The sequence below is a fragment of the Hamadaea sp. NPDC051192 genome (assembly GCF_040682475.1).
GTDB lineage: Bacteria > Actinomycetota > Actinomycetes > Mycobacteriales > Micromonosporaceae > Hamadaea > Hamadaea flava.
In genome coordinates, this window is sequence record NZ_JBFBAZ010000112.1 from 1 (window position 1) to 26,355 (window position 26,355).

The following is a 26,355-nucleotide window of genomic DNA, read 5'->3' on the forward strand; positions in this document are numbered from 1 at the left end:
GGAGGGGGGAGGGGGTGGGTGGGGGGTTAGGGGGTGGGTGGGGGGTTAGGGGGTGAGGTAGAGGGTGGTGTGGGGGCCGAGCGTCAGCGAGGCCCACCCGGTCGCGTCGGCGACGGCGGAACCCAGGTTGCCCGCCCCCGAACCCCCGTAGCACGTGGCGTCGGTGTTGAGCACCTCGCGCCACGTGCCCGGGGCGGGCAGCGGCACCCGGTACGCCGTGTGCGGCACTCCGGCGAAGTTCGCCACACACACCACCGGCATGCCGTCGTGCGACCGGCGAGCGAACGCGACCACATTGGACGCTGGATCGGAGTGCAGCCATTGCCAGCCGTCCGGCGAGGTGTCCAGTTCCCACAGTGCCGGGTGCGTACGGTAGAGCGAGTTGAGGTCGCGGAACAGGGAATGGACACCGCCGACGAGCGGATCCGACCGGACCGCCCAGTCGAGCCCCCAGGCCTCGCTCCACTCGTGTTCGACGGCCAGCTCCGCGCCCATGAAGACGAGCTTCTTGCCGGGGAACGCCCACATGTAGGCCAGCAGCCCGCGTAGTCCGGCGACGCGCTGCCACCGGTCTCCGGGCAGCTTGCCCACCAAGGACCGTTTGCCGTGGACCACCTCGTCGTGGCTCAGCGGCAGCAGGAACTGCTCGTCGAAGGCGTACAGGCCGGGCAGGGTGAGCTGATCGTGCCGTTCGTGCCGCCACAGTGGATCCTGCTCGACATAGGACAGCGTGTCGTGCATCCAGCCCATGTTCCATTTGAGACCGAAGCCCAGGCCGCCCCAGTCGACCGGCCGGGACACCGCCGGCCACGCCGTCGACTCCTCGGCGATCATCACGACGCCCGGATGGTCGGCGTACACGGCGGCGTTGAGGTCGCGGAGGAAGTCGACCGCCTCCAGGTGCGTGTTGCCGCCGTGGATGTTCGGCGTCCACTCGCCCGGCCCGCGGGAATAGTCCAGATAGAGCAACGATGCGACGGCGTCCACTCGAAGTCCGTCCACATGGTACTCATCGCACCAGTAGCGGGCGTTGGCGATGAGGAAGTTGCGGACCTCCGGCCGTCCATAGTCGAACACGAGACTGCCCCAGTCCGGATGCTCGCCGCGTCGCGGATCGGGATGCTCGTAGAGCGCAGTGCCGTCGAACCGGGCCAGCGCCCAGTCGTCCTTCGGGAAATGTGCGGGCACCCAGTCCAGGAGCACGCCGATCCCGGCCTGATGCAGGCGGTCGATCAGATGGCGGAAGTCGTCGGGCGTACCGAGGCGGGCGTCCGGCGCGTAGTAGCCGGTGACCTGATAACCCCAGCTCGGGCCGTACGGATGGGCCATAGTGGGCAGGAACTCGACGTGGGTGAACCCCAGATCCGCGACGTGCTCGGTCAGCTCGTCGGCCAGCTCCCGATAGGACAGCCCGGGCCGCCACGATCCCAGGTGGACCTCGTACACGCTCATCGGCCGCCGGTGATGCTCACCCGGGCGGTCCTTCATCCACGCGTCGTCGCCCCACTGATACTCGCTGGTCCAGATCTCCGACGCGGTGTCCGGCGGCGTCTGGGCCCGGCTTGCCATCGGGTCGGCCTTGTCGCGCCACACCCCGTCCGCGCCGAGGATTCGATACTTGTATCGCTGCCCGCGCCTAGCTAGGTCTGCGGCTCCACTCCAGACGCCACTGGGTCCCGCCAGCTGCAGGGGTACGCCGTCGGCAGCGCCCCAGCCGGTGAAGTCGCCGACGACCCGGACTTCCCGGGCCTGTGGCGCCCACACCGCGAAGCGGCAGCCGCCGGTGTCCACCTCGTGTGCACCGAGGACGGTCCACAATCGCTCGTGGCGGCCCTGGGCGAACAGGAACAGATCGAGATCGGTCGGCTGCGTCATGCGTACAACAGATTGATGCCGGAGGGAACCGAGAGCTGGGGGAGGGTCCCGACCTTGACCCCGACGGTGCCGGCCGTGCCCGCCCGCCGGTACGCCGCCGCGGTGCGCGAGGCGATGCCGTGCCACGCGTAGCGTTCGCGGAGCACGAGTCTGCCGTGTTCCACCATGCGGCGCGCGCCGCACCGGTCTGCCAGCAGGCTGCCGACGGCGGTCGCCAGCGCGTCGGGATCGCTGTGCGGGAAGGTGACGCCGTTGACGCCGGACTCGACGATCTCGGCCAGCCCGCCGGTGGCCGCCACGGCGAGCGGCGCGCCCGCGGCCGCCGCCTCCAGCGCGACCATGCCGAACGGTTCGTAGAGGCTGGGGACCACGGTGGCGTCGGTGGCGCCGAGGACCGCCGGCAGTTCGCGGGAGCTGAGGAAGCCGGTGAAGGTGACGCTGGCGCCGAGCCGCAGTTTCGCCGCCTGGTCCTGCAGTTCGGTGCGGTAGGGGCCGTCGCCGGAGATGACGACGCGGAGGCCGGGATGGTCGGCGCGCAACTGGGGGATCGCGCCGACCAGGTGCTGTACGCCCTTCTCGTAGACGAGCCGGCCGGCGAACCCGACGAGCGGGCCCTTGCCGCCGAGGCGAGCCCGCGCCTGCGCGACCTCCTCCGGCGCCGCTGCCCAGGCGCGGTCGTCGACGCCGTTCGGGATGACCTCCACCCGGTCGAGCGGCGGCTCCCAGAGCTTGCCGACCTCCCACTTCATGTACTCGGAGCAGACGAGGACCCGGTTCGCCTCGTGGGTCAGCCACCACTCGACGGAGTGGATGCACTTGTTCATCTCGTCCGGCAGCCAGCCCTGGTGGCGGCCGGCCTCGGTCGCGTGGATCGTCGCGACCAGCGGGACGCGGAGGTGCTCCTTGAGCGTCACGGCCGTGTGGGTGACGAGCCAGTCGTGCGCGTGGATCACGTCGTACGCCGCGCCGCCGTCGGTCGCGCGCAGCGCCGCCCGGGTCAGCGTGTGGTTGAACGCCATCGTCCAGGCCAGCAGCGACGGGGTGGCGAGCGGGAACTGCGGCGGATCCTCCGGTGCCCGGACGACGCGCACGCCCTCGACGACCTCGTCGAGCGGAGCGCCCGGCGCGTGCCGGGTCACCACGGTGACGTCGTGCCCGACCGCGACGAGCGAGGTGGCGAGCGCGTGAACGTGCCGGCCGAGGCCGCCGACGACCAGTGGCGGGTACTCCCAGGAGAGCATCAGGATGCGAAGCGGCTTTGCCCGCCCTGCCTCTCTGGTGGCCGGCTCCGAGCCGGCGACTCCGGCGGCTCGTCCCGTGCCGCCGGCTCCGGTGGCTCGCTCCGAGCCGGCGGCTCCGGCGGCCCCAGCGGTGAGTTGATCCATGACAAGCGACATACCGGCCCCCAGGGTGATCGCGCCCCGCCGCCCGTACACACGCCACTAGGCACCTGACCAGGCGCCTAGTGGTTCGACAGGGTGCCTCTATCCTTGCCGATCGTGCGTTACCGGCGGAGAAGTTCAGGTTTCCGGAATGTAACGTTCGCCTTTCTAGGGCGTTTCGTCCGGCGTGTCACTCTGTCACGCGTGTCGTCTCCGCTACCGACCAGGCTTGGAAGGGGCAGCCGGTCGCTCCGTGCGGGGCGTCGCCGTCGGCCGTCTCGCTCACCGAGCCGAGGCCGTATTCACTCCTGTGCGCCCGGATGCCGTCGCTTATGACGGCTGTGTCTTGTGTCTTGCTGACGGCGTCGGCGAGTGGGCCGAGCAGCCAGGGCCACACCGTTCCCTGGTGGTACGCCCGGTCTCGGTCCGCCGGCGTACCCCGGTGACGTCCCCGGTAGCCGTCGGCCGCCGGGGACAGGCTGCGCAGGCCCATCGGGGTGAGCAGCTGTTCGGTCAGCCGCCGGAGCGGATCAGCCGCCGGGGTGAGTGGTGCGTGGGGGAGCGACCAGGCCAGGAGCTGATTCGGCCGGACCCCCGGCTCGGGTTGATCGAGCACGTCGTGGAGCAGGCCGTCCGGCCGGACGAACCTCTGGAACGACTGCCTGGCCCGGTCGTGCAACTGCCGATAGCCGTCCTCGGGCCAGCGTTCGGCCAGCCCGGCCAGCCCGTTGACCCACAGCGCGTTGATGTCGACCGCCTTGCCCGCGCGCGGCGTCACCGGCACCCCGCCGACCCGGGCGTCCATCCAGGTCAACGCCTCACCCTCGGCGCCCTGGCTCAGCAGGCCGTCGACCGGGTCCATCTTGATCGCGTACCGGGTGCCCCAGGTGTGATGGTCCACCACCGACCGCACCTGGGACCGCAGCTCCTCGGCCAGATCCGGGTCGACCTGCGCGTGCCGGTCGACCGCGTGCAGGAACCACAGCGTGGCGTCGGCGGTGTTGTACTCCCGGGACCCCGTGTCACACGTGTTCGCCAGCATGCCCTCGCTGAGCGTGGCCGCGTAGTTCCGCAGCAGCTGGCGGCCTTCCTCGACCCGGCCAGTGGTCAGGAAGAGCCCCTCGTAGGAGATCATCGTGTCGCGACCCCAGGCCCCGAACCACGGATAGCCCGCCACGACGTCCGGCCCGGTGGGCGTACGGATGACGAACTGGTCGGCGGCCCTGCCGTCGTCGCCCAGCCTCCGTCCCCGGTCACGCGCTCGCTCTACAGTCATCTCGGCGGGCTCGACCCGAGTGCCCTCGGCGGAAGCGGTCACCCCGATGGACTGGCCGGGTCGGTCCAGGCGGCCGGAGTACTCCCCGAGGTGCCACAGATCCTCGACCGGGGTCAGGCCACGTTCGGCTTCCTCCCGATGGCGTACGCCGAACCACCACTCGCCCTTCGCCCGCCACTCCGCGTCCCCCTGTACGCGATACGCCCCCTCGACGATCACCCCGTCGGCGGTCGTCTCCGCTTGGGGCGGCGGGCCCTGCGCGGTCCGTTCCCCGTGGACGTCGCGCCAGGTGCCGAGCACCGCCAGGGTCAGCTCGACCGGGCCGCCGCTGACCAGCCGGTGCACCACCGCGACCGACGGTTCCCCGTGCCGCATGGCGATCTCGCGCTCGATCACCACCGAGCCGATCTGCCACCGCCACCGGGGTACGCCGTCCGCGAGGTCGAAGCTGGTCAGCAGCTCATGACCGCACGGGTCGACCGTCCCGTCCGCCCACTCGTGTACGCCCAACCGCACGGTCCGGCCCGACTCCAGCGTCACCGTCGCGTCCAGGCTCGCCAGGCCGAGGTATCGGCGGGCCGGCCCGTGCTCGGGATCGGCCATGATCAGCAACCCGTGATAGCGCCGCGTACGCAGACCGCTGACCGTGCCCATGGCGTACCCGCCGAGGCCGTCGGTGACCAGCCACTCCCGTCGCGCGCCCGCCGACAGGTCGGTGCAGAGCTGCGGTCCGAACCGGATCGTCATGCCTCCGATTATCGGCCGTCCCGCCCCGCGAACAGGCGGGACCACGGGGACTGTTCCGGAGCCCTACGCTCATCGCGTGAAGGCGTGGAAGACAGTCGTCGTGTTGCTGGCGACCGCCGCTTCGTCAGCCGGGTGCGTCAGCTACGACCCCCAACCGGCATCCCACCCCGCGCCTCCGATCGTGCCTGGTTACTCGACCGCGCCAGCGACGTCTTCCAGCGCAGCGTCACCCATGCCGTCGTCAACCTGGACACCGGCGGTCGCGACGACCTACAACACGGCCCCGACGTGGTCCAAGATCGACACCACCGGCGTCGGAATCGACTTCTGCCGGCCGGAGCCGTTCCGTATCACGCTGTGGGCAGTCGATGAGGATGATTACCTCGGCGATGTGCGGGTCACTGTCACCTTCGACGGGGGGAGCGCATTCCGTGGCGCCTTCGACTTGACCTTCGACGACTACAAATTCGTCGGCACTCTGCCCGATCCGGTCGGGCGGGTGAAGCCAGGCACCACCATCAAGCTCGTGTTCACCCTGGATGACGGGCACGACCACGGCGGTCGCGTACGCCCGCCGTACGAGATGCGGCTCCGCACGGAGCAGAGCGAACCAGGCTGCCGTGGTCGGCCCAGTGCACTTGATCAAGGGGGCCGTTGATCATGGTGTTGCCACCCTCGACACGCCGTCGAGACCGCAGTTAACTCCATGATCAACGCGGCGAGGGCGGGGGAGGGGGAGGCGCGGCGAAAGGGGAGGCGCGGCGAGGGGGGAGGGCGCGGCGAGGGGGAGTCAGCGGCGGTGGAGGATGAGGTTCAGGACGAGCGCGGTCCATCCCGTCTGATGCCAAGCGCCCAGCCCCGCCCCGTTGTCCCCGTGGAAGTACTCGGGGAACGCGAGCCGGTCCTTCCAGTCGGGGTGGGTCTGGAACAGCTCGTTCGCGCCGTAGATCGGCCGCCGGCCGTGTTCGTCACGGAGGAAGAGGGAGATCAGCCGGTCGGCAAGATCGTCGGCGACTTCGGTCAGCGTACGCTGCACGCCGGAGCGCACCGGGTATTCGACCCGCAGGTCGTCGCCGAAGAACAGGGCGTACTCGCGGAGCGCTTCGACGAGGAGGAAGTTCACCGGCATCCAGACCGGGCCGCGCCAGTTGGAGTTGCCGCCGAAGACGCCGCTCGTCGATTCGGCGGGTTCGTAGCCGACGGTGAAGTCCTGCCCGGCCAGGTTCACCGTGAACGGCTTGTCGTCGTGGCGTCTCGACAGGCTGCGGATGCCGTACGGGGACAGGAACTCCTCCTCGGACAGCATCCGCCGGAGCACGCGGAGTAGCCGTTCCGGGTCGACCATCGCCAGGAGCCTGCGCTGCTGGCCGCCGTCGGAGATCCGGCGCGAGCCGACCACGTCGGCGTACTCGGGCTTGTTGGTGAGGAACCAGCGGATGCGCTGGGCCAGCTCGGGCAGCCGGACGAGGGTCACCGTGCCGACGGTCGTCGTGGCGCACAGCGGGATGAGCCCGGCCACCGAGCGGTAGCGCATCGGCATACGCCCCTTGCCGGGCACGCGTAGGGAGTCGTAGAAGAAGCCGTCGACGTCGTCCCACAGCTTGGTGGCCGCCGTGGCGATGTACGCGAAGTGCTCGAAGAACTTCGTCGCGATGTCTTCGTAGGTGCGGTCGTGCAGGGCGAGGACGGTCGACATCTCCAGCATGTTCAGGGCGTACATCGCCATCCAGCCGGTGCCGTCGGACTGCTCGAGGACGCCGTCGGCGATGGGCAGCGCGGCCGAGCGGTCGAACGGGCCGACGTTGTCGAGGCCGAGGAAGCCGCCTTCGAAGACGTTGTTGCCGTCGGTGTCCTTGCGGTTGACCCACCAGGTGAAGTTGAGCAGCAGCTTGTGCGTGATCCGGCTGAGGAAGCCGAAGTCGTCGCCGCCGTCGATCTCGAAGACGCGCAGCGCGGCCCAGGCGTGCACGGGCGGGTTCACGTCTCCGAATGCCCACTCGTACGCCGGGATCTGCCCGTTGGGGTGCTGGTACCACTCGCGGAGCAACAGGAGTAGCTGCTGCTTGGCGAACCCCGGATCGACGTGCGCGATGGCCACGCAGTGGAAGGCGAGGTCCCAGGCGGCGTACCAGGGGTATTCCCAGGGATCGGGCATGGAGATGACGTCGAAGCTGTTCATGTGCCACCACGCGGCGTTGCGGCCCTTGCGGCGCGAGGGCGACAGCGGCGGCGAGGCCGGATCGCCGCTGAGCCATTGCTGCACGTCGAAGTGGTAGAACTGTTTGCCCCACATCAGCCCGGCGACGGCCTGCCGGACGACGGCGGCCTCGTCGGCGGAGGCGCCGGCCGGCGTCAGCTCGGCGAAGAACGCGTCCGCCTCCACCTGCCGCTGCTCGAACACCTGGTCAAAGGACAGGTCGAGGGCGGGCGGCGGGCCGATCGCGGGCGGCGGCGCGGTCTGGGCGAGGCGCAGCCGCAGCGTCACGGACGCGCCGCCGGCCACCTCCAGGGTGTAGTGCAGCGAGCCTTTCGTGCCGACCAGATCGGGGTTCACCGTCGCGGCGCCGTGCACCAGATGGTCGTTGATCCCGTCCTTGGGGTACGCCGACCGGCCCCGGAGCCCCCACAGCCGCTCGGCGTTGGACTCGTTGTCGCAGACCAGTGCGGGCGGCGGCGTCCCGTCCGGCCCCGGCCCGGCCTCCAGGACGAGCTGGCCGAGCGTCTGGTGCCGGGCGACGAGCCGGCCGCCTGCTGGATCGCCGTGCAGGACGGGCTTGGCGTCGCGGTTGGGCAGCCCCCACGACCAGGTGTTGCGAAACCACAGCGTGGGCAGGACGTGCAGCGTCGCCGGGTCGGGCCCGCGATTGGTCACGGAGATCTCGACGCAGACGTCGTGCGGGTCGGCCTTGGCGTAGGCGACCTCGACGGCCCAGTAGCGGTCCTCATCGAACACCCCCGTGTCGACCAGTTCGAACTCGGTCTCCTCCCGGCTCCGTTCCCGGTTGACCGCGACCAGCTGTGCGTAGGGGAACTCGGCCTGCGGATAGTGGTACCGCCAGCGCATCAGCGAGTGGGTCGGCGTGGAGTCCAGGTACCACCAGTACTCCTTGGCGTCCTCGCCGTGGTTGCCCTCCGGCCCGGCCAGCCCGAACAGCCGCTCCTTGAGGATCGGGTCGCGGCCGTTCCAGAGCGCGAGCGCGAAGCAGAAGATCTGGTGCTCGTCGCTGAACCCGGCCAGGCCGTCGTCGCTCCACCGGTAGGTCCGCGACCGCGCGTGATCGTGCGGGAAGTAGTCCCACGCGGTGCCGTGCTCGCTGTAGTCCTCGCGCACCGTGCCCCACGCCCGCTCGGACAGGTAGGGGCCCCACGCTCGCCACGGTTCGGCGCCGGCCTCGGCCGCCGCCAGCCGTCGCCGCTCACTGCTCGCGTGATCCTCCATCACGAGAATCTTCCCGGCTGTACGCACAGCGGAGGGCCCTTTGCCGGAAAGATTTTGCAGGGAGTTCACAGGAGGCGTCGGCCGGCCGGTGTTCACCCATGGCCGAATGAGGTGGCCGCTGGGAGCCGCCTCGACCTACCATCGGCGGGTGCTCAAGCCGTCCTACCCGATCTACACCGCCCGGCTGACTCTGCGCCCTTACACGCTGGACGACTTCGACGACCTCTACGCGATCCAGTCGGACCCCGAGGTCACGCGCTATCTCTACTGGGAGACCCGGGACGAGGCGGCGGTCCGGGCGGACCTGCAGGCCAAGATGGGCGCCTCGGAGATCCGCGAGGTGGGCGACCGCCTCTTCCTCGCCGTGGTCTGGCGGGAGGTCGAGCGGGTCGTCGGCGGGGTGACGCTGACCTGGCTGAGCCGCGAGGACGGCGGCGGCGAGATCGGCTACGTCTTCAACCGGGAGTTCGCCGGGCACGGCCTGGCGACCGAGGCGACCTCGGCGCTGCTGCGGCTGGCGTTCACCCTGCCGGTGGACGGCGGGCTGGGCCTGCACCGGGTGATCGGACGGCTGGACGCGCGCAACACGGCCTCGGCGAAGGTGCTCGAACGGCTGGGCCTGCGCCGGGAGGCGCACTTCGTCGAGAACGAGTACGTCAAGGGCGAGTGGACCGACGAACTGGTGTACGCCATCCTCGAGTCGGAGTGGCTGACCCGGCGGGTCTCGCCGCCCCGGACGCGAGCGTCGCGCGGCTGACCGGCCGATCGGCCCATCGGGGCATAGCCTCGTTCTCATGGCGCTCGGACCAGTCGCTCAGATCCACATCTCGGTCACCGACCTCGACCGCTCGGTGGCGTTCTACCGGGACGTCCTCGGCATGTCGCTGCAATTCGTGGTGCCCGGCCAGCCGATGGCGTTCTTCGCCAGCGGTGACGTCCGGCTCTATCTGGGTGTGCCGGAGAACCCGGAGTTCCGCACCCGGACCGTGCACTACTACTCGGTCACCGACCTCGACGCCGAGTACGCCCGGCTCCAGGCGCTGGGCGTCGAGTTCCTCGACGAGCCGCACGTGGTGCACCGGGACGACTCCGGCGACCTCTGGATGACGTTCCTCGAAGACCCGGACGGGCACAAGATCGCCCTCACCCAGCTGAAGAAGTAGGGGCTGCGGCGAACGGCGAGGATCGATCAGACTGGGGCGCGTGACCGCCGCGACCGTCCACACTGTCCAGGCCGCCCCCGCCGAGCGGGGCAACCGCCCGCTCCGGCTGATCGCGCTCGTCGCCGCGCTGGTCGAGTTCGCGTTCAGCGGCCGGTACGGCTTCCACCGCGACGAGCTGTACTACCTGGCGGCCGGTCGGCATCCGGCGTTCGGCTACGACGACCAGCCTCCGCTGGCACCGTTGTGGGCGGGGTTCACCGGGCTGGTCGCCGGCAGCTGGCCGGACTGGCTGGAGTTGATGCTGCTGCGGTTGCCGTCCGCGCTGGCGCTCGGCGCGATCGTGCTCGTCACCGGCCGGATCGCGGCCGAGTTCGGGGGCAGCCGGCGGGCGCAGGCGCTGGCCGGGCTGGCGACGGCGATCGCACCGGCCGTGGTGATCTCGGGACACCTGCTGTCCACCACGATCTTCGACATCCTCGTCTGGAGCGTGCTGGCCTGGCTGCTCGCCCGCTGGCTGCGTACGCGCGACGACCGGCTCCTGCTCCTGCTCGGGGTGACTGCCGGGATCGGTCTTCAGCTGAAGAACCTGCCGCTGATCTACGCTGCCGGGCTGGTCGCCGGGCTGCTCATCGCCGGGCCTCGCGAGGTGTTCCGGCGCTGGCAGCTGTGGGCGGGCGGGCTGATCGCGCTGCTCATCTGGGCGCCCAACCTCTGGTGGCAGGCCAGTCACGGCTGGCCGCAGCTCCAGATGACGGCGGTGATCCGGGCGGACGCCGACTGGGGCGGCCGGGCCGGGCTCCTCCCGTTCCAGGTGCTGCTGCTCGGCGTACCGGCGGCGATCGTCTGGGCGACCGGGCTGTGGCGGCTGCTTCGTGACCCGGCGGCGGCCCGGTTCCGGGCACTGGGGTGGGCGTACCTCGTGGTGGTCGCGCTCGTGCTGGCGACCGGGGGGCGGGAGTACTACCCGGCCGGGGCGTACCCGGCGCTGCTGGCCTCGGGCGCGATCCTGCTCGACGGCTGGCTGGGCGACAGCGTGAATCGTCGTCGGACCGTCGGCTGGGTGGCCGGGATCTCCGCGCTCAGCACGCTCTCGCTGGGCCTGCCGGTGTACCCGGTCTCGATGCTGCACGCGACGGTGCAGCCCGCGGTGAACTACGACGCCGGGGAGACGGTCGGCTGGCCGGACTTCGCCGCCCAGGTGGCGACGGTGTACCGGGGCCTGCCGGCGGCGGAGCGGGCGACCGCCGTGCTGGTGGCCGGGAACTACGGCGAGGCGGGCGCGCTCGACCACTATGGACCGTCGCTCGGGCTGCCCCAGGTCTACTCCGGGCACCTGGCGTACTGGCGCTGGGGGCCGCCGCCGGAGGGACCGGGTCCGGTGCTCGTCGTCGGGGAGGGCTTCGAGGAGGCCGATCTGCGTCGCGAGTGCGCCGACGTGGTCCACGCGGCGACCTTCGACAACGGCGTGCACCTCGACAACGACGAGCAGGGCGCGGACGTCTGGATCTGCCGGGGGCCGCGGCGTACGTGGGCTGAGCTGTGGCCGGAGCTGCGGCACCTCTGACCTGTGAGACCCACCTGTTAGGTTGCATCCGTGCTGCAGGAGTCTCCCCCGAAGGGCGCGGTGCTGGAGGCCGTCCTCGAACGGATCACGTACGCCAACGAGGAGACCGGCTACACGATCGCCCGCGTGGCGACTGATCGGAGTGCCACCGATCTGCTGACGGTCGTCGGCCCGCTGCTGGGCGCGCAGCCGGGGGAGAGTCTGCGGCTGACCGGCCGTTGGACCTCGCATCCGAGATACGGCAAGCAGTTCGAGGTCTGGTCCTACGCCACGGTGCTGCCCGCCACCATCAAGGGCATCGAGCGGTACCTTGGCTCCGGGCTCATCAAGGGCATCGGGCCACGGCTGGCGGAGAAGATCGTCGGCCACTTCGGCGCGGACACCCTGCGCGTCATCGAGGAGGAGCCGGCGCGGCTGGTCGAGGTGCCCAAGCTCGGCCCGAAGCGGACCAAGATGATCGCCGCCGCCTGGGACGAGCAGAAGGCCATCAAGGAGGTCATGCTGTTCCTCCAGGGCGTCGGCGTGTCCACCTCGCTGGCCGTACGCATCTACAAGCAGTACACCGACTCGGCGATCTCGGTGGTGAAGAACGAGCCGTACCGGCTGGCCGCCGACGTGTGGGGGATCGGCTTCAAGACGGCCGACACCATCGCGCAGGCGGTCGGCATCCCCCGGGACAGCCCCGAGCGGGTCAAGGCGGGCTTGCAGTACACGCTGAACGAGGCGGCCGACGCCGGGCACTGCTTCCTGCCGCAGCCTAACCTCGTGGGCGACGCGGTGAAGATCCTGGAGGTGCCGGCGGCACTGGTCACCGAGTGCCTCGAAGACCTCGTGGCGACCGAGGGCGTCGTCCGGGAGCAGGTTCCGGGTCCGGCCTCGGCCGACGGCCCGGCCACCATCCCGGCCGTGTACCTGGTGCCGTTCCATCGGGCGGAGACGTCGCTGGCCAACACCTTGCTCGGGTTGCTGAACACCAGTCGCGACCGGATGTCTCGGTTCGCCGATGTGGACTGGGTGAAGGCGCTGGCCTGGCTGCGTACCGTCACCGGGCACGAGCTGGCCGCCGAGCAGGAGCAGGCGGTCCGCCTCGCGCTGACCGAGAAGGTCGCGGTCCTTACCGGTGGCCCCGGGTGCGGCAAGAGCTTCACCGTCCGCTCGGTCGTCGAACTCGCCCGCGCCAAGCGCGCGAAGATCGTGCTGGCCGCGCCGACCGGGCGGGCCGCGAAACGGCTGGCCGAGCTGACCGGCCACGAGGCGACCACGGTGCACCGGCTGCTCCAGCTCAAGCCCGGCGGCGACGCCACCTACGACCGGGAGAACCCGCTCGACGCCGATCTGGTCGTCGTGGACGAGGCCTCCATGCTGGATCTGCTGCTCGCCAACAAGCTCGTGAAGGCCGTCGCGCCGGGGGCGCATCTGTTGTTCGTCGGCGACGTCGACCAGCTGCCCTCGGTCGGCGCGGGCGAAGTCCTGCGAGATCTGCTCAACGCCGACACCGTTCCCCGCGTACGCCTGACGCGGATCTTCCGGCAGGCTCAGGAGTCCGGCGTGGTGGTGAACGCCCACCGCATCAACAACGGCGAGCCGCCGCAGCTGCGGGGCTTCGGCGATTTCTTCTTCTTCGCCCGCGACCAGCGTGAGGACGAGGAGCCGGCGCAGACCGCCGAGGCCACCGCGCAGCTCGTCGTCGACCTGGTGAGCAAGCGCATCCCCCGGAAGTTCGGCCTCGACCCCCGGCGGGACGTGCAGGTGCTCGCCCCGATGCACCGGGGCGCGGCCGGCGCCGGCAACCTCAACGCCCTGCTGCAGGAGGCGCTCACGCCGGGCCGGGAAAGCGCGCCGGAGAAGCGGTTCGGCGGGCGGGTGTTCCGGGTCGGTGACAAGGTCACGCAGATCCGCAACAACTACGACAAGGGCGTCGCCGGGGTGTTCAACGGGACGCTGGGTGTCGTGACCGGACTGTCGGTGGAGGAGCACAAGCTGACCGTGCGCACCGACGAGGACGAGGAGATCGAGTACGCCTTCGACGAGCTGGACGAGCTGGCGCACGCGTACGCCGTGACGATCCATCGCTCGCAGGGCAGCGAGTATCCGGCGGTGGTGGTGCCGTTGACCACGGGCGCGTGGATGATGCTGCAGCGCAACCTGCTCTACACCGCCGTCACCCGGGCGAAGAAGCTCGTGGTGCTGGTCGGCTCGTTCAAGGCGCTCGGCGTCGCCGTACGCACCCTGGGCGCGGGCCGCCGGTGGACCGCGCTGGACCACCGGCTCACGCCGTGATGCGGTGCGCTGGAGACAGCGCCGCAGTGCCAGGCGCTAGAGGTAGCTCAGCAGGTCGACGCCGAAGCTGAGCTTGAGCGTCAGCCAGACCACGAAGGACACGAAGACCAGGCCGACCGCGCCGATGAGCGCCTTGACCGGCCACGGCTGGAGGCTGACCCAGGCGGTCCACGCGCCGAGCTTGCGCCGGCCGTACTGGAGCAGATGGCGGGCCCAGACGAACTCGATGGCCCAGATGCTCACGCCGAAGAAGACGATGAGCCAGCCGGGTCCGGGCAATGGAACCAGGGCGAGTCCAAGGACGACGATCAGGCCGCCGAGAATGGCGATGCCGGTCCGAAAGGCGACACTCCCCGTGGGATGTGCCCGAATTGCCGCTATTTTTCCTTTGATCCCACCGGGACTGTCCGGTTTCGACCCTCCCGTGGGGTCATCGGGCGTACTCATATCGCGTGTGGCGGTCTTTCTGGGTGACTCGACAGGCATGGCGGTGCTCCTCGCCCGTCACCTTACAAGTGGTGCGCACGTTACGGAGGTGAGTCGACGTTGAATGCACCTGGCGCCGACAGGCACCCCGCAGCGAGCTGCGGATTTTAACGAAATCCGGCCCCCATTGGGCCGGGTTTCTGCCTGTCTTCCCACTACTGGGTGAGATCATCGTATGACGGAGCGTAATTGCCGGAGTGCGCCTGAGTATGGGAAGGCGGGGCGAGACCAGCCTCGCAGCGGTGCCGGGGGGAGTACGACATGAGTGCCATCCGACCAACGACCGTCGAGGTCGAGACCTCGCTGCGGCTCGTCGCGCCGGACGCGACAGCGCTACCAGTACGCGCCAGCCTGCGCTATGACCCGGCTGACCCGTACGCGGTCCAAGTGATCTTCCATGCCGAGTCCGCCGGAGGGGAGGCGGTCAGCTGGTCGTTCGCTCGCGAACTCTTAGTGACCGGCCTCGACGAGCCGGCGGGGATCGGCGACGTACGCGTCTGGCCGTGGGCCACGCCGCGCGGCGACTTCGTCGCGCTGGCGCTCTCGTCACCCGACGGGAACGCCCTGTTCGAAGTGCCGCGGAGCGTGCTCGTACGCTTCCTGCGGCGTACCTATGTCGTCGTGCCGAGGGGCCGGGAGACCGAGCACCTGGACGTCGACGCGGCGGTCAACCGGCTGCTGGCTGGGCGCTGACCGTCACGGAGTGTGACGAACCGGCGGGTGACGTGCGAGGCGGCGCAGGGGAAGGTGTCGCCTCCACGTACTTCTCCCGGTGGTCCGCGCCGAGCCGGGTCTTGTCCGGGTCGAGGAAGTCGATGAGGTCGATCAGCGACCGCTGCGTGTCGATGACCCGGGCGTTGCCGGCCTCGCTCTGGTCGGCGATGTCGTCGACCTCGCGGAGCAGCCGCTCGAACCAGGAGCGGAACCGCGGGTCGTCGTCCAACCGGCGGGTGAATTCCGGGTAGGTGATGCAGTCGTGGTGCCCGTCGGCGCCCGGCTGCATCATCAACTCGCCGATCGCCCGCTGCTGGCCGCGGAACAGCCGGTAGTGCGGCTGCTCGTACTTCTGGCTGGACAGCGTGTTCGTCACGTCCAGCAGCCGCTTGGTGAACACCCGGTTCTGCTCCTCGCCGCCCAGGTCGAGGAAGCGCAGCTCGCGCCGGATGATCTCCACCCAGCAGAGGTACTCCGCCAGGGTGTAAACCGTGAACTGCCGGGCGTAGTCCTCCTGCTCCTTGTCGCCGCACCGCAGGTAGACCGGCAGGTACTCGTCGCGTACGGCGTTGAACAGGCGCGACTGGAGGCTGTTGGCCGCCAGCAGCAGCGGCTCACGATAGCGGCCGAGCACCTTCTCGGCCTGTTCGGCCTTGGTCTCCTCGTGCCGCTCCCGTTCCAGCTTGGCGTCGAACGCGCTCGCCTTGCGGCTGGACCAGCTGGTCATGACGCCGGCGACGATGGCGCCGACGACGGAGACGATGGCGGAGAGGATGCCGATCAGGTTGTCCACGGCGGCATTCTGCCGGTAAGCCCGCAATCGCGGCATCCTCCGCCCGGCCGGGCTTGACTGTCTATTGAAGACGGACGTAGTGGACAAGCGGGCCCACCTGTGATGCCATGTCCGGCGTGCTGATTTGCTCCGCCGGAGGCTTGAGGTGTTGAAGAGACGGTCGATCCGGGCGAAGATGGCGGCCCTGGTCATCATCCCCCTGGTGGCGCTGCTCGGGCTGTGGCTGCTGGCCACGGCGCTGACCGTCGGACCGGCGCGGAACCTGGCCGACGCCGGCCTGTTCGCCCGGCACGTCGGCGGACCGGCCGCCCAGGTCGTCGCCGAACTGCAGACCGAGCGCCGGCTCACCGTCGTCCAGCTGGCCCAGCCCGGCACGTCCGCCGAGATCACGGCCCAGCGCGACGCGACCGACACCGCGGTACGCGACTTCCGGCAGCAGTCGGCGAGCGGGGACGTCACCGATCGGGCCGACGACCTGATCAAGCGACGGCTGAGCGAGTTCACCGCCGAGCTGGATCACCTCCAGGCCGCCCGGAACGCCGCGGACGCGGGCGGCGCCGGGCGCAGCGCCGATCTGCGGGCCGCCGCGATGACGGGGTACACGAAGATCATCGACTCGGCGTACCGGTTGTTCGTGCCCCTGGCCGAGGTGCAGGACCCGCAGCTGTCGCAACTGTCCCGGACGCTCATCGGGCTCAGCCGGGCCCGGGAGCTGGTCGCCCAGGAGGACGCGCTGGTCAGCGCGGTCTTCGCGGTGGGCAAGCCGACGATGAACGACGTCACCCAGATCGCCGGTGCCATCGGCGCTCAGCGCCAGCTGTTCGCCGACGCCGTCGGAGAGCTGCCCGACGCCGACCGCGCCCGCTATCAGGAGATGGTCCGCGGCGACGCGTTCGTGCAGCTCGCGGTGATGGAGGAGGCCTTCCTCAGCCGGGGCCAGCCGAACAACCCGCTGCCGATCAACGCGGCCAACTGGCGTACGGCGACCAACGCGGTGCTCAAGGCGCTGCGTTCGTTCGAGGAGCAGGCGGCGGCCGCGCCCGCGGAGCGGTCGGAGGCCGCGGTGTCGGCGGCGTACACGCGGATCGTGGCGACCGGACTGGCCGGTTTGATCTCGGTCGCGCTGGCGCTGTGGGTGGGCCTGCGGGTCTCGCGCTCGGTCGCGGGCCGGCTCCTGCGCCTGCGGGACACCGCCACCGACCTGGCCGAGGTCGAACTGCCCGCCGTCGTCGCCCGCCTTCGCAAGGGCGAACGGGTCGAGGTGGCCGAGGCCGAGCTGAGTTTCGGGCACGACGAGATCGGCGAGGTCGGCCGGGCCTTCGCCGAGGTACGCCAGACCGCGGTGCGCTCGGCGGTGGACGAGGCGGTGCTGCGGCACGGGCTGAACGAGGTCTTCCTCAACGTCGCCCGGCGCAGCCAGACCCTGCTGCACCGGCAGCTGAGCCTGCTGGACCGGATGGAGCGGCGCGCCCGCGACCCGCAGGAACTGGAAGACCTGTTCCGGCTCGACCACCTGTCGACCCGGATGCGGCGGCACGCCGAGGACCTGGTGATCCTGGCCGGCGGAGCGCCGGGGCGGGGCTGGCGGCACCCGGTGGCGGCGGTCGACGTCATCCGCGGCTCGGTCAGCGAGATCGAGGAGTACGTCCGGGTCGTCGTCGAGAAGATCCCCGACGTCGCGATCGCCGGGCGGGCCGTCGGCGACATCATCCATCTGCTGGCCGAGCTGGTCGAGAACGGCACGTCGTTCTCCCCGCCGCAGACCCGGGTGAACGTCAGCGCCGAGAGCCGGTCCGACGGTCTGCTGGTCCGGGTCGCCGACCGGGGCCTGGGCATGACGGAGGAGGCGCTGCAGGAGGCGAACGCCCGGCTGGCCGTCCCGCCGGACTTCGACCCGGCCGACAGCGCCCGGCTGGGCCTGATGGTGGTGGCGCGGCTGGCCGCCCGGCACGGGATCGCCGTGGAGCTGACCCGGTCGGAGCAGGGCGGCGTGTGTGCCGAGGCGCTGATTCCGCAGTCGCTGATCGCGACCGTCCCGAAGCCGGCCACCAAGCCCGCGCCCGTGACGACCGACCTGCCCAGGCGCCCGGCCGGGGTGAAGATGCCGGCGCAGGCCGAGGTGTCGGCCCGCCCGGAACCGGTCGTGCAGACCGCCGGGGGGATCGACGTCGGCGGACTGCCGCGCCGGTCGCGCCAGGCGCCGCCCGACCCGCCCACGTCGCCCGCGGCGGAGGCGGCCAGTCCGGTCAGCGAGCGTACGCCCCAGCGGGTGCGGGCCAACCTGGCGGCGTTCCAGCGGGGCACCGCGTCCGGCCGGGCGTCCCTCGACCCGGTGACCGAGAAGACGCAGCCGGTCGAGAAGACGCAGCCGGTCGAGAAGACGCAGCCGGTCGAGAAGGCGGACCCGGTCGCGGAGCGGCCGGCTGCGGTCGGTGGGGAAACCGACAGTTCCACGACCGTCCACAAGGGTGATAATGGTCCGTCGGCGGCACAGCCGAGCCCGGCGGCGAAGAAACCGGAGACCGGTCCGGTCGAGGGCGATCAGCCCGCGCGCGACGAGGGGGAGACCCAGCCATGACGTCCACCAGCGACACCGCCGCGCCGACCGGACTCGGGTGGTTGCTCGACGACCTCGTGGGCAAGGTGCCCGCCGCGCGGCACGCGGTCCTGCTGTCGGTCGACGGTCTGGTGCTCGGCCGCGACGCGAAGTTCGACGCGGACGAGGCGGATCACCTGGCAGCGGCCGCCGCCGGCCTGGCCAGCCTGGCCCGGGGCGCGGGGCGCCGGTTCGAGGGCGGCGCCGTCCGGTCCACCGTGGTGGAGTTCGACACGGCGTACCTGCTCATCTCGGACGCCGGCCACCGCACCTGCCTGGCCGTGCTGACCGGCGCCGACACCGATCTCGGGCTGCTGGCGTACGAGGCCGAACTGATGGTCACCCGGGTGGGCGAGCACCTGGCGACTGGAGCGCGGTGAACGCGGAGGACTGGGAGTCCGACTGGCTCGACGAAGAGGCCGGTCCGGTCGTCCGTCCCTACGCGATCACCGGCGGCCGGGTCGACCCGGCCGGCTTCGACCTCATCGCCCACGTCGTGGCGACCGTCGACGACCCGGCTCAGGGCCAGACTCCGGAGCAGCGGGCCATCCTCGCCGCCGCCGAGCGGCCGTGCGCGGTGGTGGAGGTGGCGGCGATCGTCGACCTCCCGCTCGGCGTGGTCCGGGTCCTGCTGGCCGACCTGCACGCCGAGGGCCTCATCGAACGCTACGATCCCCCGTCCACTCCCGACGGTCCGACCGAACAGCTGCTCCAGGCGGTGATCCATGGCCTCCGGACGATCTGAGCGGACGGCGGTGCCGCAGGCGCTGAAGATCCTCATCGCGGGCGGCTTCGGGGTCGGCAAGACGACGCTGGTGTCCTCGGTCAGCGAGATCAGCCCGCTGCGGACGGAGGAGGTGCTGACCAGCGCGGGGGAGGAGACGGACGACATCAACGGGGTGGAGACCAAGCGGACCACGACGGTGGCGATGGACTTCGGCCGCATCACCATCGCCCCGCATCTGGTGCTCTACCTGTTCGGCACGCCCGGCCAGGACCGGTTCATGTTCCTGTGGGACGAGCTGGCCTCGGGCAGCCTCGGCGCGGTCGTCATGGCCGACACCCGGCGGCTGGCCGACAGCTTCAACGTCATCGACTACTTCGAGCGGCGGGGCACGCCGTTCATGGTGGCGGTCAACTGCTTCGACGGGGTGCGTACGCACACCTCGACCCAGGTGCGTACGGCGCTGGACCTGGAGCAGCACGTCCCGGTGGTGCTCTGCGACGCCCGGGAACGGGAGTCGGTCAAGGAAGTGCTGATCACGCTGCTGGAATACATCCTGCGTACGGGAGGAGCCTCGGCCACCAAGTGACCGAGGCTCCCGGGCCGAACCGGCGGATCAGACCTTGTTGGCGTGGATCACGTCGGAGTACCACAACGCGCTGCGCTTAGGAATCCGCCGCTGCGTGGGGTAGTCCACGTAGATCAGGCCCCAGCGCTGCTCGTAGCCCTCCTGCCACTCGAAGTTGTCCATGAAGGACCACACGTGGTAGCTCTCCAGGCGTACGCCCTGGGCGATGGCGGCGTGCGCGGCGGCGAAGTGGTCGCGCAGGAAGGCGATCCGGCCGGCGTCGTCGACCTTGCCGTCGTCGCCGAGCTGGTCCGGCGTGGGCAGGCCGTTCTCGGTGATGGTCAGCGGCACGTCGCCGTAGTCCTTCTTGACGCGGACCAGGATGTCGGTCAGGCCGCGGGGGTAGATCTGCTGCCAGAACGCCTCGGTCAGCGGGTGCTTCTGGACGGTGCCGCCGGTGGCCGTCACGTAGATCGGCGTGTAGTACTGCACGGCCAGCACGTCGATCGGCGCCGAGATGATCTTCAGGTCGCCGTCCTTGATGTACTTCGCCATCGGGCTGAACTCGGCGATCGACTCGAGCGTGTCCCGGGGGTACTCGCCCCGGAACACCGGGTCGAGGTAGAGCCGGTTCTCGTAGCCGTCCATCAGGTGCGTCTGCTCGGCTGCCTCCGGGCTCTCGTCAGCCGGGTAGCACGGGTGCAGGTTCAGCGCCGGGCCGATCCGGCCACCGCCGATGTGCGGGCGCGCGGCCTCCACCGCCAGGCCGTGCGCGAGCATCAGGTGGTGCGCCACCACGTACGCCTTCGACGGGTCGCGGAAGCCCGGGGCGTGGCCGCCGTTGAGGTAACCGTTCTGCACGACCGTCTTCGGCTCGTTGAGCGTCAGCCAGGTCGGCACCGACTCGCCGAGCGCCTCGGTCACGGCGGCGGCGTACTCGGCGAAACGGTAGGCGGTGTCGCGGTTCTCCCAGCCGCCCGCGTCCTGCAGCGCCTGCGGGGTGTCCCAGTGGTAGAGAGTCGCCATCGGGGTGATGCCGCGCTCGTGCAGCCCGTCGACGAGTCGCTTGTAGAAGTCCAGGCCCTGCTGGTTGATCGGGCCCTTCCCGTCGCGGATCACCCGCGGCCACGAGATGGAGAACCGGTAGGAGGACAGCCCGACGGACTTCATCAGGTCGAGGTCGGCCGCGAACCGGTGATAGTGGTCGGCGGCCACGTCGCCGGTGTCGCCGTTGCGGACCTTGCCGGGCGTGTGGCTGAACGTGTCCCACACGGACGGCGTGCGGCCGTCCTCCGCGGCGGCACCCTCGATCTGGTACGCCGACGTCGCGGCGCCCCACACGAATCCCGTGGGGAAGCTCAGCCCGAGGGTGGGTTCGGGGATGGGCTGCCCGGGGCTGTCGTCGCAGGCGGCCACGGTTGTGCCTACAGCCGCCGCGGCTGCCGCCGCGCCGGTCGTGCGGGCCGTGGTGACCGCCGCGCTGTAGGCCGACGCCGCGGCCCCTTCCAGCAGCCTCCGGCGGGTGAGCACCGGCATGGTCGACTCCTTCAGTTATGGACCTTGGACGTAGTGTATGTGGGAACGCTCCCACGTTCGGCCGGGCGTCGCCTTATCTGCGACCGGGTCGCAGTGTTGCGCTGCGATCCAGTCTTTGCCGCCGGCCGTGGGAGCGTTCCCACGCTATTGCGAAGGACTGTATCTCGGATGACTCTTCCTCCGGAAGACCCGCAACCACATTTGAATATTTCAGGCACTTGCCCGTAACGCGGATCGACTAGGGCGCAGGCGAAATTGGCCCGTTTCCGGTGCAACGCGATCTCCTTTAGTGGCGTCTTCCGGAGTGCAGGCATCCATGAACTCATGGATGCCATTACACGGATAGGGGAGGTCATGCTTCGACACCGACGAGAAGGAAGCCGCGTTCTGGCGGCCGCCTTCGCGCTGGCGGTGCTGGTCGGCGGGGTACCCGCCGGGGCGGCGCCGTCCGGACCGGTCAACGCAAACCCGACCGCCACGACCAACGGGGGCATCCGTGCCACGCTTCCGGGCCGGGCTCACACCGTCACGCTGATCACGGGCGACGTCCTGCGCGTCGCCGACTCCGGGCGCATCAGCGTGATCCGAGGGAACGGCCGCGATCACATCACGTTCGCGAGTTACCAGTCGAAAGGTCATCTGCACGTCATTCCGTCCGATGCGCGGCCGTTGCTGGCGGCGGGCCGGGTGGACTCGCGGTTGTTCGACGTCACCGCGTTGATCCAGTTCGGTTACGACGATCGCCGGGCCGATCTGCCGCTGATCGTGACGGCCAAGTCCGCGCCGCCGGCCGACACCGGTCTGAAGCTGACCCGCTCGCTCAAGGCGGTGCACGGCTCGGCCGGGCGGGCCGACAAGGGAAAACTCGGCACCCTGTGGAAGGGCCTGACGGGCTCCGACTCGCGGCTCGCGGCTCAGCCGCTGGCCACGGCGAAGATCTGGCTCGATGGCGTACGCAAGCCGACGCTGGACGTCAGCGTTCCGTTGATCGGGGCGCCCACGGCCTGGCAGGCCGGCTACACCGGAGCGGGGGTGAAGGTGGCCGTCCTCGACACCGGCATCGACGAGACCCACCCGGATCTCGCGGGGAAGGTGATCGCGCGCCAGAACTTCACTGCGGCCGACTACCCCGACGAGGACGACCGTGACCATGTCGGGCACGGTACGCATGTCGCGTCGACGATCGCGGGCAGCGGCGCGGCGTCGGGTGGCAAGTACAAGGGTGTCGCCCCGGACGCACAGCTGCTCAACGGCAAGATCTGCGTCGACGCCGGCTGCGCCGAGTCGTGGATCCTGGCAGGCATGCAGTGGGCGGCCGAACAGGGCGCCGACGTGGTCAACATGAGCCTGGGCGGTCCGGACACCCCTGACATCGATCCGCTGGAGCAGGCGGTCAACGACCTGACCGCGCAGTACGGGACGTTGTTCGTGATCGCGGCGGGCAACGACGGCGAGTTCGGCGACCGGACGGTCGGCTCGCCGGCCAGCGCAGACTCCGCCCTCGCGGTGGCCGCGACGTCGAAGACCGACGAGCTGGCGGAGTTCTCCAGCCGGGGCCCGCGAGTGGGCGACGCAGCGGTCAAGCCGGAGATCTCCGCGCCGGGCGTGGACATCGTGGCCGCGTGCAGCTCGGTGGGTTTCCTGTGCACGCCGGGTGAGCCTTATGCGACGCTGTCGGGCACGTCGATGGCGACTCCCCACACGGTGGGTTCGGCGGCATTGCTGGTGCAGGAGCATCCGCAGTGGACACCCGCGCAGTTGAAGGCGGCTTTGATGGGCTCAGCCAAGCCGCTGGACGGGATTGCCGCCTTCGGTCAGGGCGCGGGCCGGGTTGATGTGGCTCGGGCGATCGGGCAGACGATCACGGCCGAGTCGCCGTCCGTCAGCTTCGGGTTGGCCGCGTGGCCGCACGGCGACGACACCCCGGTGGCCAAGACGGTCACCTACCACAACAGCGGGACGGCCGACGTCACGCTGAACCTGGCCCTGCGCACCACGGGGGCCGGCGACCCGGGCTCGCTGTTCTCGCTCAGCGCGCCGGCCGTGACGGTCCCCGCCGGCGGTTCGGCATCGGTCGCCCTCACCGCCGACACCCGCGCCGACGTCGCGGACGGCTTCTACAGCGGCCAGCTCGTCGGCACCGCGCCCGGGGTGAGCGTCAGCGTCCCCTACGGCGTGGAGAAGGAGGTGGAAAGCTACGACATCACCTTCGAGCACATCTCGCGCGACGGTACGCCGAACGACACCCACCTGACGATCCTCAACAGCGGTGGCGTCAGTGAATACGTGCTCTTCGGCGGCGGGTCCGAGACGCTCCGGCTGCCCAAGGGCGAGTACTTCGTCAACAGCTGGCTGGACGACCTCGACGAGCGGTCGACCACCATGCTGATCCAGCCGAAGCTCGTCGTGGCCGCCACCGGCACGGCCGTCCTCGACATGCGTACGGCTCAGCCGGTGCGGACCAAGGTGCCCGATCCGGCCGCGATCAACGTCGCCACCATCCTGGACGCCGAGTACACCTTCCCGAACGGCAGCGCGGCCGGCTTCGGGCTGCTCGGGGACGAAGGCCTCGGCAAGCTCTACAGCGGGCTGATCGGCCCATCGCCGGTGGAGGGCCTGTCCAGCTCGGTCACCTCGGGCTGGGCGACGCCGGGGCCCGACGGGACGCTGTTCAACGCGCCCAGCATGTACAACCTGGCCTGGTACTTCCCGAAGAGTTTCCCGACCGGCCTCGACAAGCAACTGGCCAAGCGGGATCTCGCCACGGTCAAGGCCACCTACCACCAGAACGCGCCCGGACTGGAGTCGGTGGTCTTCAGCCATCCGACACCGGTGAACGATCCGCTCGGGGGCGGCTGGTCGATGGGCGTCTCCTTCCAGACGCCGTTCCAGCGGACCCTGTACTTCAACGGTGACGCCGCCTGGCAGGACGAGTACCAGGAACAGGACTGGTCGGATCCGGAGGGCGGCAAGTGGGCCTATCTGACGGGTCCGCGGCGTGTCCTCAAGCCGGGCCGCGCCACGGCCGAGTCGTGGAACGCGCCGGTGTTCGGGCCGGCGTTCGGCACGGCCCAGTATCCCTTCCAATACCTGGTCCGGTCTGGCGACGAGCTGATCCTCGACTCGCCGACCTTCAGCGACGGGGCTGGGCACGCGGGCTTCTCGGCGTACGCGTCGGCGAAGTCGACGCTCTATCGCAACGGGGTGAAGATCGCCGAGTCCACCGATCCCTACCTCGACGTCGAGGTGCCGCCGGAAGCGGCGAACTACAAGGTGGTCACCGAGGTCACCCGGGACAGCCGGTTCTCCACGAAGGTCACGGCGAGCTGGTCGTTCCGGTCGAAGCACGTCGAGGTCGGCGACGATCCGCTGGCCGGGTTCGCCCGCCTGCCGGTCACCTCGGTGAGCTTCGCCCCGGACATCGACGCCGCCACCGGGCTGGCCTCGCCTGCGCCGATCGCGATGGTGCCGATCACCGTGGCGGCGCAGCCGGAATCCGGGGCGGCGCCGCTGCGCAAGCTGAAGGTGGACTACTCCACCGACGGCGGCAAGACCTGGCACTCGGTGCTGGTCGTCCAGGCCGGCCCCGCCTGGTACGCGTTCCTGCCGCAGAAGGCGGGCAGCACGATCTCGCTGCGCGCCCAGGGCAGCGACGCGTCCGGGGTGGTCGTCGAGCAGACGATCATCGGGGCGTACCAGGTCAAGAAGTAGGTCGTGCAGAAGCGACCGAGGACGTAGCGGCCTGAAGGAGGAGCGGGTCGTGGGTGGCGACGACGATCGCCGCCCCGGCCCGCGCCGCCGCCCGCAGGGTCGCCGCCACCAGTTCGGCGTGTGCCTCATCCTGCTGCGAGGTCGGCTCGTCGAACACGGCGATCGACGGCTCGGCGGCCAGCGCCCGCGCCACGGCGACCCGCTGGCGTTCCCCGCCCGACAGCGTCTCCACCGGCCGGTGGCGTACGCCGGTCAGCCCGAGCCGGGCGATCAGCTGCCCGATCAGCTCCGGATTCTCCGGCAGCCCGCGGGCCTCCCGGGCGACGTGGAGGTTGGCCACGGCGTCCAGCGTCTCGACGAGCGCCGCGCGCTGTCCGGCGACGCCCAGCCAGGTACGCCGGAACCGGGCCAGCTCGGTGCGGTCGAGAGTGGACAGATCCGTGCCCTGGACGACGACCCGGCCCGAGTCCGGCCGTTCCAACCCGGCCAGCAGCCGCAGCAACGTCGTCTTCCCGGAACCCGAGCGTCCCTTGAGGATGGTCCAGGCGCTCGCGCGTACCTGGAACGAGAGTCCGGTCAGGATCGCCCGGTCGTCCCGGGCCAACGCCACCTCCGACAGCGCGGCGACGACGTCGCCGGGTGGGTGCGGTGCGACGGTCACCGTCTCCGGTCGCGTCTGCTCGACCGGAGTGGACGGACGAAGCAGCAGCCCGTCCGGTCGCTGCTCTGGGCGTACCCGATGAAGGGCGAGCGGAAGCCGCACCCAGCCGCGGTCGTCGACGACCAGGTCCTCCGGCTGACCGGGACGCCACTCCTCGGACAGCCGCCCGTCGCGGATCCGGACCACCCGATCGGCGATCCGCGCCGCGCGGACGTCGTGGCTGACCACGAGCAGCGACGCGCCGACGGCGGCCGTGGCCGCGACGAGCAGATCGTAGATCGCGTCGGCCGAGGCCCGGTCGAGTTCGCCGGTCGGCTCGTCGGCGAGCACGAGGGTCGGGGAGTGGGCCACCGCGGCGCAGACGGCGACGCGCTGAGCCTCGCCGCCCGACAGCGAGCCCGGCGATCGGTGCGCCAGGTCCGTGAGCCCCAAGGTGGCGAGGAGCTTGAGCGCGGTGTCGCGGGGCTTGTCGACCTTCCGCGTCCCCACCCGGCTCTGCAGCGCGATGTTGTCTACAACGGACAGCTCGGGGATGAGCGTCTTCTGCTGATCCACCAGCCCGAGTACGCGAGACCGCAGCCGCGCGGTCTCAGCCTGCGGCGCGCCCACGAGATCGACGCCGCCGACCGTGACCGTGCCCGCGCTGGGCGCGACCTCGCCCGCCAGCACCCGCAGCAGCGTCGTCTTGCCGGAGCCGTTCGGGCCGTGCACGAGCAGGCGCTCACCGGGGGCCAATTCCAGGGTCAGCCCGCGCAACGCCGCGACGAATCCGTTGCCGGGTACGCGATGCAGGCAGAACAAGTCGTCGGCGCGAATGACTGGGCTCACGGCGATTCCTCC

At 70.5% G+C, this 26,355-nt stretch carries 19 protein-coding genes; 11 read left to right on the forward strand and 8 right to left on the reverse strand.

Annotation, left to right across the window (positions count from 1 at the left end; all coding sequences use genetic code 11):
- Positions 1 to 45 precede the first annotated feature (45 nt).
- The 3 genes from glgB to AB0M47_RS32245 form a co-directional block, all read right to left on the reverse strand.
- Positions 46 to 1,875 (reverse strand): 1,4-alpha-glucan branching protein GlgB, encoded by a 1,830-nt coding sequence (gene glgB, locus AB0M47_RS32235; RefSeq protein ID WP_363420763.1) that lies wholly within the window; start codon positions 1,873 to 1,875, stop codon positions 46 to 48.
- Positions 1,872 to 3,116 (reverse strand): glycosyltransferase family 4 protein, encoded by a 1,245-nt coding sequence (locus AB0M47_RS32240; RefSeq protein ID WP_363420792.1) that lies wholly within the window; start codon positions 3,114 to 3,116, stop codon positions 1,872 to 1,874. The genes glgB and AB0M47_RS32240 overlap by 4 nt, the downstream gene beginning before the upstream one ends.
- 331 nt (positions 3,117 to 3,447) lie before the next feature.
- Entirely contained in the window at positions 3,448 to 5,280 is a 1,833-nt protein-coding gene (locus AB0M47_RS32245) for an amylo-alpha-1,6-glucosidase (RefSeq protein ID WP_363420765.1), read from the reverse strand.
- A 100-nt stretch (positions 5,281 to 5,380) separates the two neighbouring features.
- Between AB0M47_RS32245 and AB0M47_RS32250 the strand changes: the two genes are divergently transcribed.
- A complete protein-coding gene (locus tag AB0M47_RS32250) occupies positions 5,381 to 5,938 on the forward strand; it encodes a hypothetical protein (RefSeq protein WP_363420767.1) in 558 nt (185 codons plus the stop codon).
- A 132-nt stretch (positions 5,939 to 6,070) separates the two neighbouring features.
- On the opposite strand, the gene AB0M47_RS32255 is transcribed toward AB0M47_RS32250, so the two are convergent.
- The gene (locus AB0M47_RS32255; protein WP_363420769.1) at positions 6,071 to 8,719 is read right to left on the reverse strand and encodes a glucosidase; all 2,649 of its coding nucleotides are present in this window, start codon (positions 8,717 to 8,719) and stop codon (positions 6,071 to 6,073) included.
- Positions 8,720 to 8,867: 148 nt separating this feature from the next.
- On the opposite strand from AB0M47_RS32255, the gene AB0M47_RS32260 reads away from it, so the two are divergent.
- From AB0M47_RS32260 to AB0M47_RS32275, 4 genes are read left to right on the forward strand one after another with little or no spacing between them, the layout of a single operon-like run.
- On the forward strand, positions 8,868 to 9,476 hold the full coding sequence (locus AB0M47_RS32260) for a GNAT family protein (RefSeq protein WP_363420771.1): 609 nt from the start codon (positions 8,868 to 8,870) through the stop codon (positions 9,474 to 9,476).
- Between the two features lie 37 nt (positions 9,477 to 9,513).
- Positions 9,514 to 9,882, forward strand: coding sequence for a VOC family protein (locus tag AB0M47_RS32265; RefSeq protein ID WP_253752268.1), 369 nt, complete (start codon positions 9,514 to 9,516; stop codon positions 9,880 to 9,882).
- A gap of 40 nt (positions 9,883 to 9,922) precedes the next feature.
- Positions 9,923 to 11,446, forward strand: coding sequence for a glycosyltransferase family 39 protein (locus AB0M47_RS32270; RefSeq protein ID WP_363420774.1), 1,524 nt, complete (start codon positions 9,923 to 9,925; stop codon positions 11,444 to 11,446).
- A gap of 30 nt (positions 11,447 to 11,476) precedes the next feature.
- Positions 11,477 to 13,726, forward strand: coding sequence for an ATP-dependent RecD-like DNA helicase (locus AB0M47_RS32275; protein ID WP_363420776.1), 2,250 nt, complete (start codon positions 11,477 to 11,479; stop codon positions 13,724 to 13,726).
- 36 nt (positions 13,727 to 13,762) lie between these two features.
- Here the strand turns inward: AB0M47_RS32275 and AB0M47_RS32280 are convergent, their stop codons facing one another.
- Positions 13,763 to 14,212, reverse strand: a complete 450-nt coding sequence (locus AB0M47_RS32280) for a TIGR02611 family protein (protein WP_363420778.1) — start codon at positions 14,210 to 14,212, stop codon at positions 13,763 to 13,765.
- Positions 14,213 to 14,473: 261 nt separating this feature from the next.
- Here AB0M47_RS32280 and AB0M47_RS32285 point away from each other — a divergent pair, with 261 nt between their 5' ends.
- Positions 14,474 to 14,905 carry an SsgA family sporulation/cell division regulator gene (locus AB0M47_RS32285; protein ID WP_184843436.1) on the forward strand — a complete coding sequence of 144 codons (432 nt, stop codon included), beginning with the start codon at positions 14,474 to 14,476 and terminating at the stop codon, positions 14,903 to 14,905.
- Here AB0M47_RS32285 and AB0M47_RS32290 read toward each other — a convergent pair.
- Positions 14,880 to 15,719 (reverse strand): hypothetical protein, encoded by an 840-nt coding sequence (locus AB0M47_RS32290; protein ID WP_363420779.1) that lies wholly within the window; start codon positions 15,717 to 15,719, stop codon positions 14,880 to 14,882. The two genes, AB0M47_RS32285 and AB0M47_RS32290, sit on opposite strands and share 26 nt — an antisense overlap.
- A 145-nt stretch (positions 15,720 to 15,864) precedes the next feature.
- On the opposite strand from AB0M47_RS32290, the gene AB0M47_RS32295 reads away from it, so the two are divergent.
- From AB0M47_RS32295 to AB0M47_RS32310, 4 genes are read left to right on the forward strand one after another with little or no spacing between them, the layout of a single operon-like run.
- The gene (locus AB0M47_RS32295) at positions 15,865 to 18,297 is read left to right on the forward strand and encodes a nitrate- and nitrite sensing domain-containing protein (protein WP_363420781.1); all 2,433 of its coding nucleotides are present in this window, start codon (positions 15,865 to 15,867) and stop codon (positions 18,295 to 18,297) included.
- A complete protein-coding gene (locus tag AB0M47_RS32300; protein WP_253752253.1) occupies positions 18,294 to 18,695 on the forward strand; it encodes a roadblock/LC7 domain-containing protein in 402 nt (133 codons plus the stop codon). The genes AB0M47_RS32295 and AB0M47_RS32300 overlap by 4 nt, the downstream gene beginning before the upstream one ends.
- Positions 18,692 to 19,060 (forward strand): DUF742 domain-containing protein, encoded by a 369-nt coding sequence (locus AB0M47_RS32305; RefSeq protein ID WP_363420784.1) that lies wholly within the window; start codon positions 18,692 to 18,694, stop codon positions 19,058 to 19,060. The genes AB0M47_RS32300 and AB0M47_RS32305 overlap by 4 nt, the downstream gene beginning before the upstream one ends.
- Positions 19,041 to 19,628: an ATP/GTP-binding protein gene (locus tag AB0M47_RS32310; RefSeq protein WP_363420785.1), complete on the forward strand. Its 588-nt coding sequence runs from the start codon at positions 19,041 to 19,043 to the stop codon at positions 19,626 to 19,628. The genes AB0M47_RS32305 and AB0M47_RS32310 overlap by 20 nt, the downstream gene beginning before the upstream one ends.
- A 27-nt stretch (positions 19,629 to 19,655) precedes the next feature.
- Here the strand turns inward: AB0M47_RS32310 and AB0M47_RS32315 are convergent, their stop codons facing one another.
- On the reverse strand, positions 19,656 to 21,143 hold the full coding sequence (locus AB0M47_RS32315) for a GH1 family beta-glucosidase (protein WP_363420786.1): 1,488 nt from the start codon (positions 21,141 to 21,143) through the stop codon (positions 19,656 to 19,658).
- Positions 21,144 to 21,497: 354 nt separating this feature from the next.
- Between AB0M47_RS32315 and AB0M47_RS32320 the strand changes: the two genes are divergently transcribed.
- Positions 21,498 to 24,854 carry a S8 family serine peptidase gene (locus AB0M47_RS32320; protein WP_363420788.1) on the forward strand — a complete coding sequence of 1,119 codons (3,357 nt, stop codon included), beginning with the start codon at positions 21,498 to 21,500 and terminating at the stop codon, positions 24,852 to 24,854.
- On the opposite strand, the gene AB0M47_RS32325 is transcribed toward AB0M47_RS32320, so the two are convergent.
- Positions 24,844 to 26,355, reverse strand: a 1,512-nt coding sequence (locus AB0M47_RS32325) for an ATP-binding cassette domain-containing protein (protein ID WP_363420790.1), incomplete at its 5' end; no start/stop codon positions are given. The two genes, AB0M47_RS32320 and AB0M47_RS32325, sit on opposite strands and share 11 nt — an antisense overlap.

Excerpts from the sequence above, each read along its gene's own strand:
- AB0M47_RS32240 (WP_363420792.1), bottom strand. The coding sequence starts at position 3,116 with ATGCTCTCCTGGGAGTACCCGCCACTGGTCGTCGGCGGCCTCGGCCGG.
- AB0M47_RS32310 (WP_363420785.1), top strand. The coding sequence starts at position 19,041 with ATGGCCTCCGGACGATCTGAGCGGACGGCGGTGCCGCAGGCGCTGAAG.
- AB0M47_RS32315 (WP_363420786.1), bottom strand. The coding sequence starts at position 21,143 with ATGCCGGTGCTCACCCGCCGGAGGCTGCTGGAAGGGGCCGCGGCGTCG.
- AB0M47_RS32285 (WP_184843436.1), top strand. The coding sequence starts at position 14,474 with ATGAGTGCCATCCGACCAACGACCGTCGAGGTCGAGACCTCGCTGCGG.
- AB0M47_RS32255 (WP_363420769.1), bottom strand. The coding sequence starts at position 8,719 with ATGGAGGATCACGCGAGCAGTGAGCGGCGACGGCTGGCGGCGGCCGAG.
- AB0M47_RS32245 (WP_363420765.1), bottom strand. The coding sequence starts at position 5,280 with ATGACGATCCGGTTCGGACCGCAGCTCTGCACCGACCTGTCGGCGGGC.
- glgB (WP_363420763.1), bottom strand. The coding sequence starts at position 1,875 with ATGACGCAGCCGACCGATCTCGATCTGTTCCTGTTCGCCCAGGGCCGC.
- AB0M47_RS32300 (WP_253752253.1), top strand. The coding sequence starts at position 18,294 with ATGACGTCCACCAGCGACACCGCCGCGCCGACCGGACTCGGGTGGTTG.
- AB0M47_RS32280 (WP_363420778.1), bottom strand. The coding sequence starts at position 14,212 with ATGCCTGTCGAGTCACCCAGAAAGACCGCCACACGCGATATGAGTACG.
- AB0M47_RS32265 (WP_253752268.1), top strand. The coding sequence starts at position 9,514 with ATGGCGCTCGGACCAGTCGCTCAGATCCACATCTCGGTCACCGACCTC.
- AB0M47_RS32320 (WP_363420788.1), top strand. The coding sequence starts at position 21,498 with ATGCTTCGACACCGACGAGAAGGAAGCCGCGTTCTGGCGGCCGCCTTC.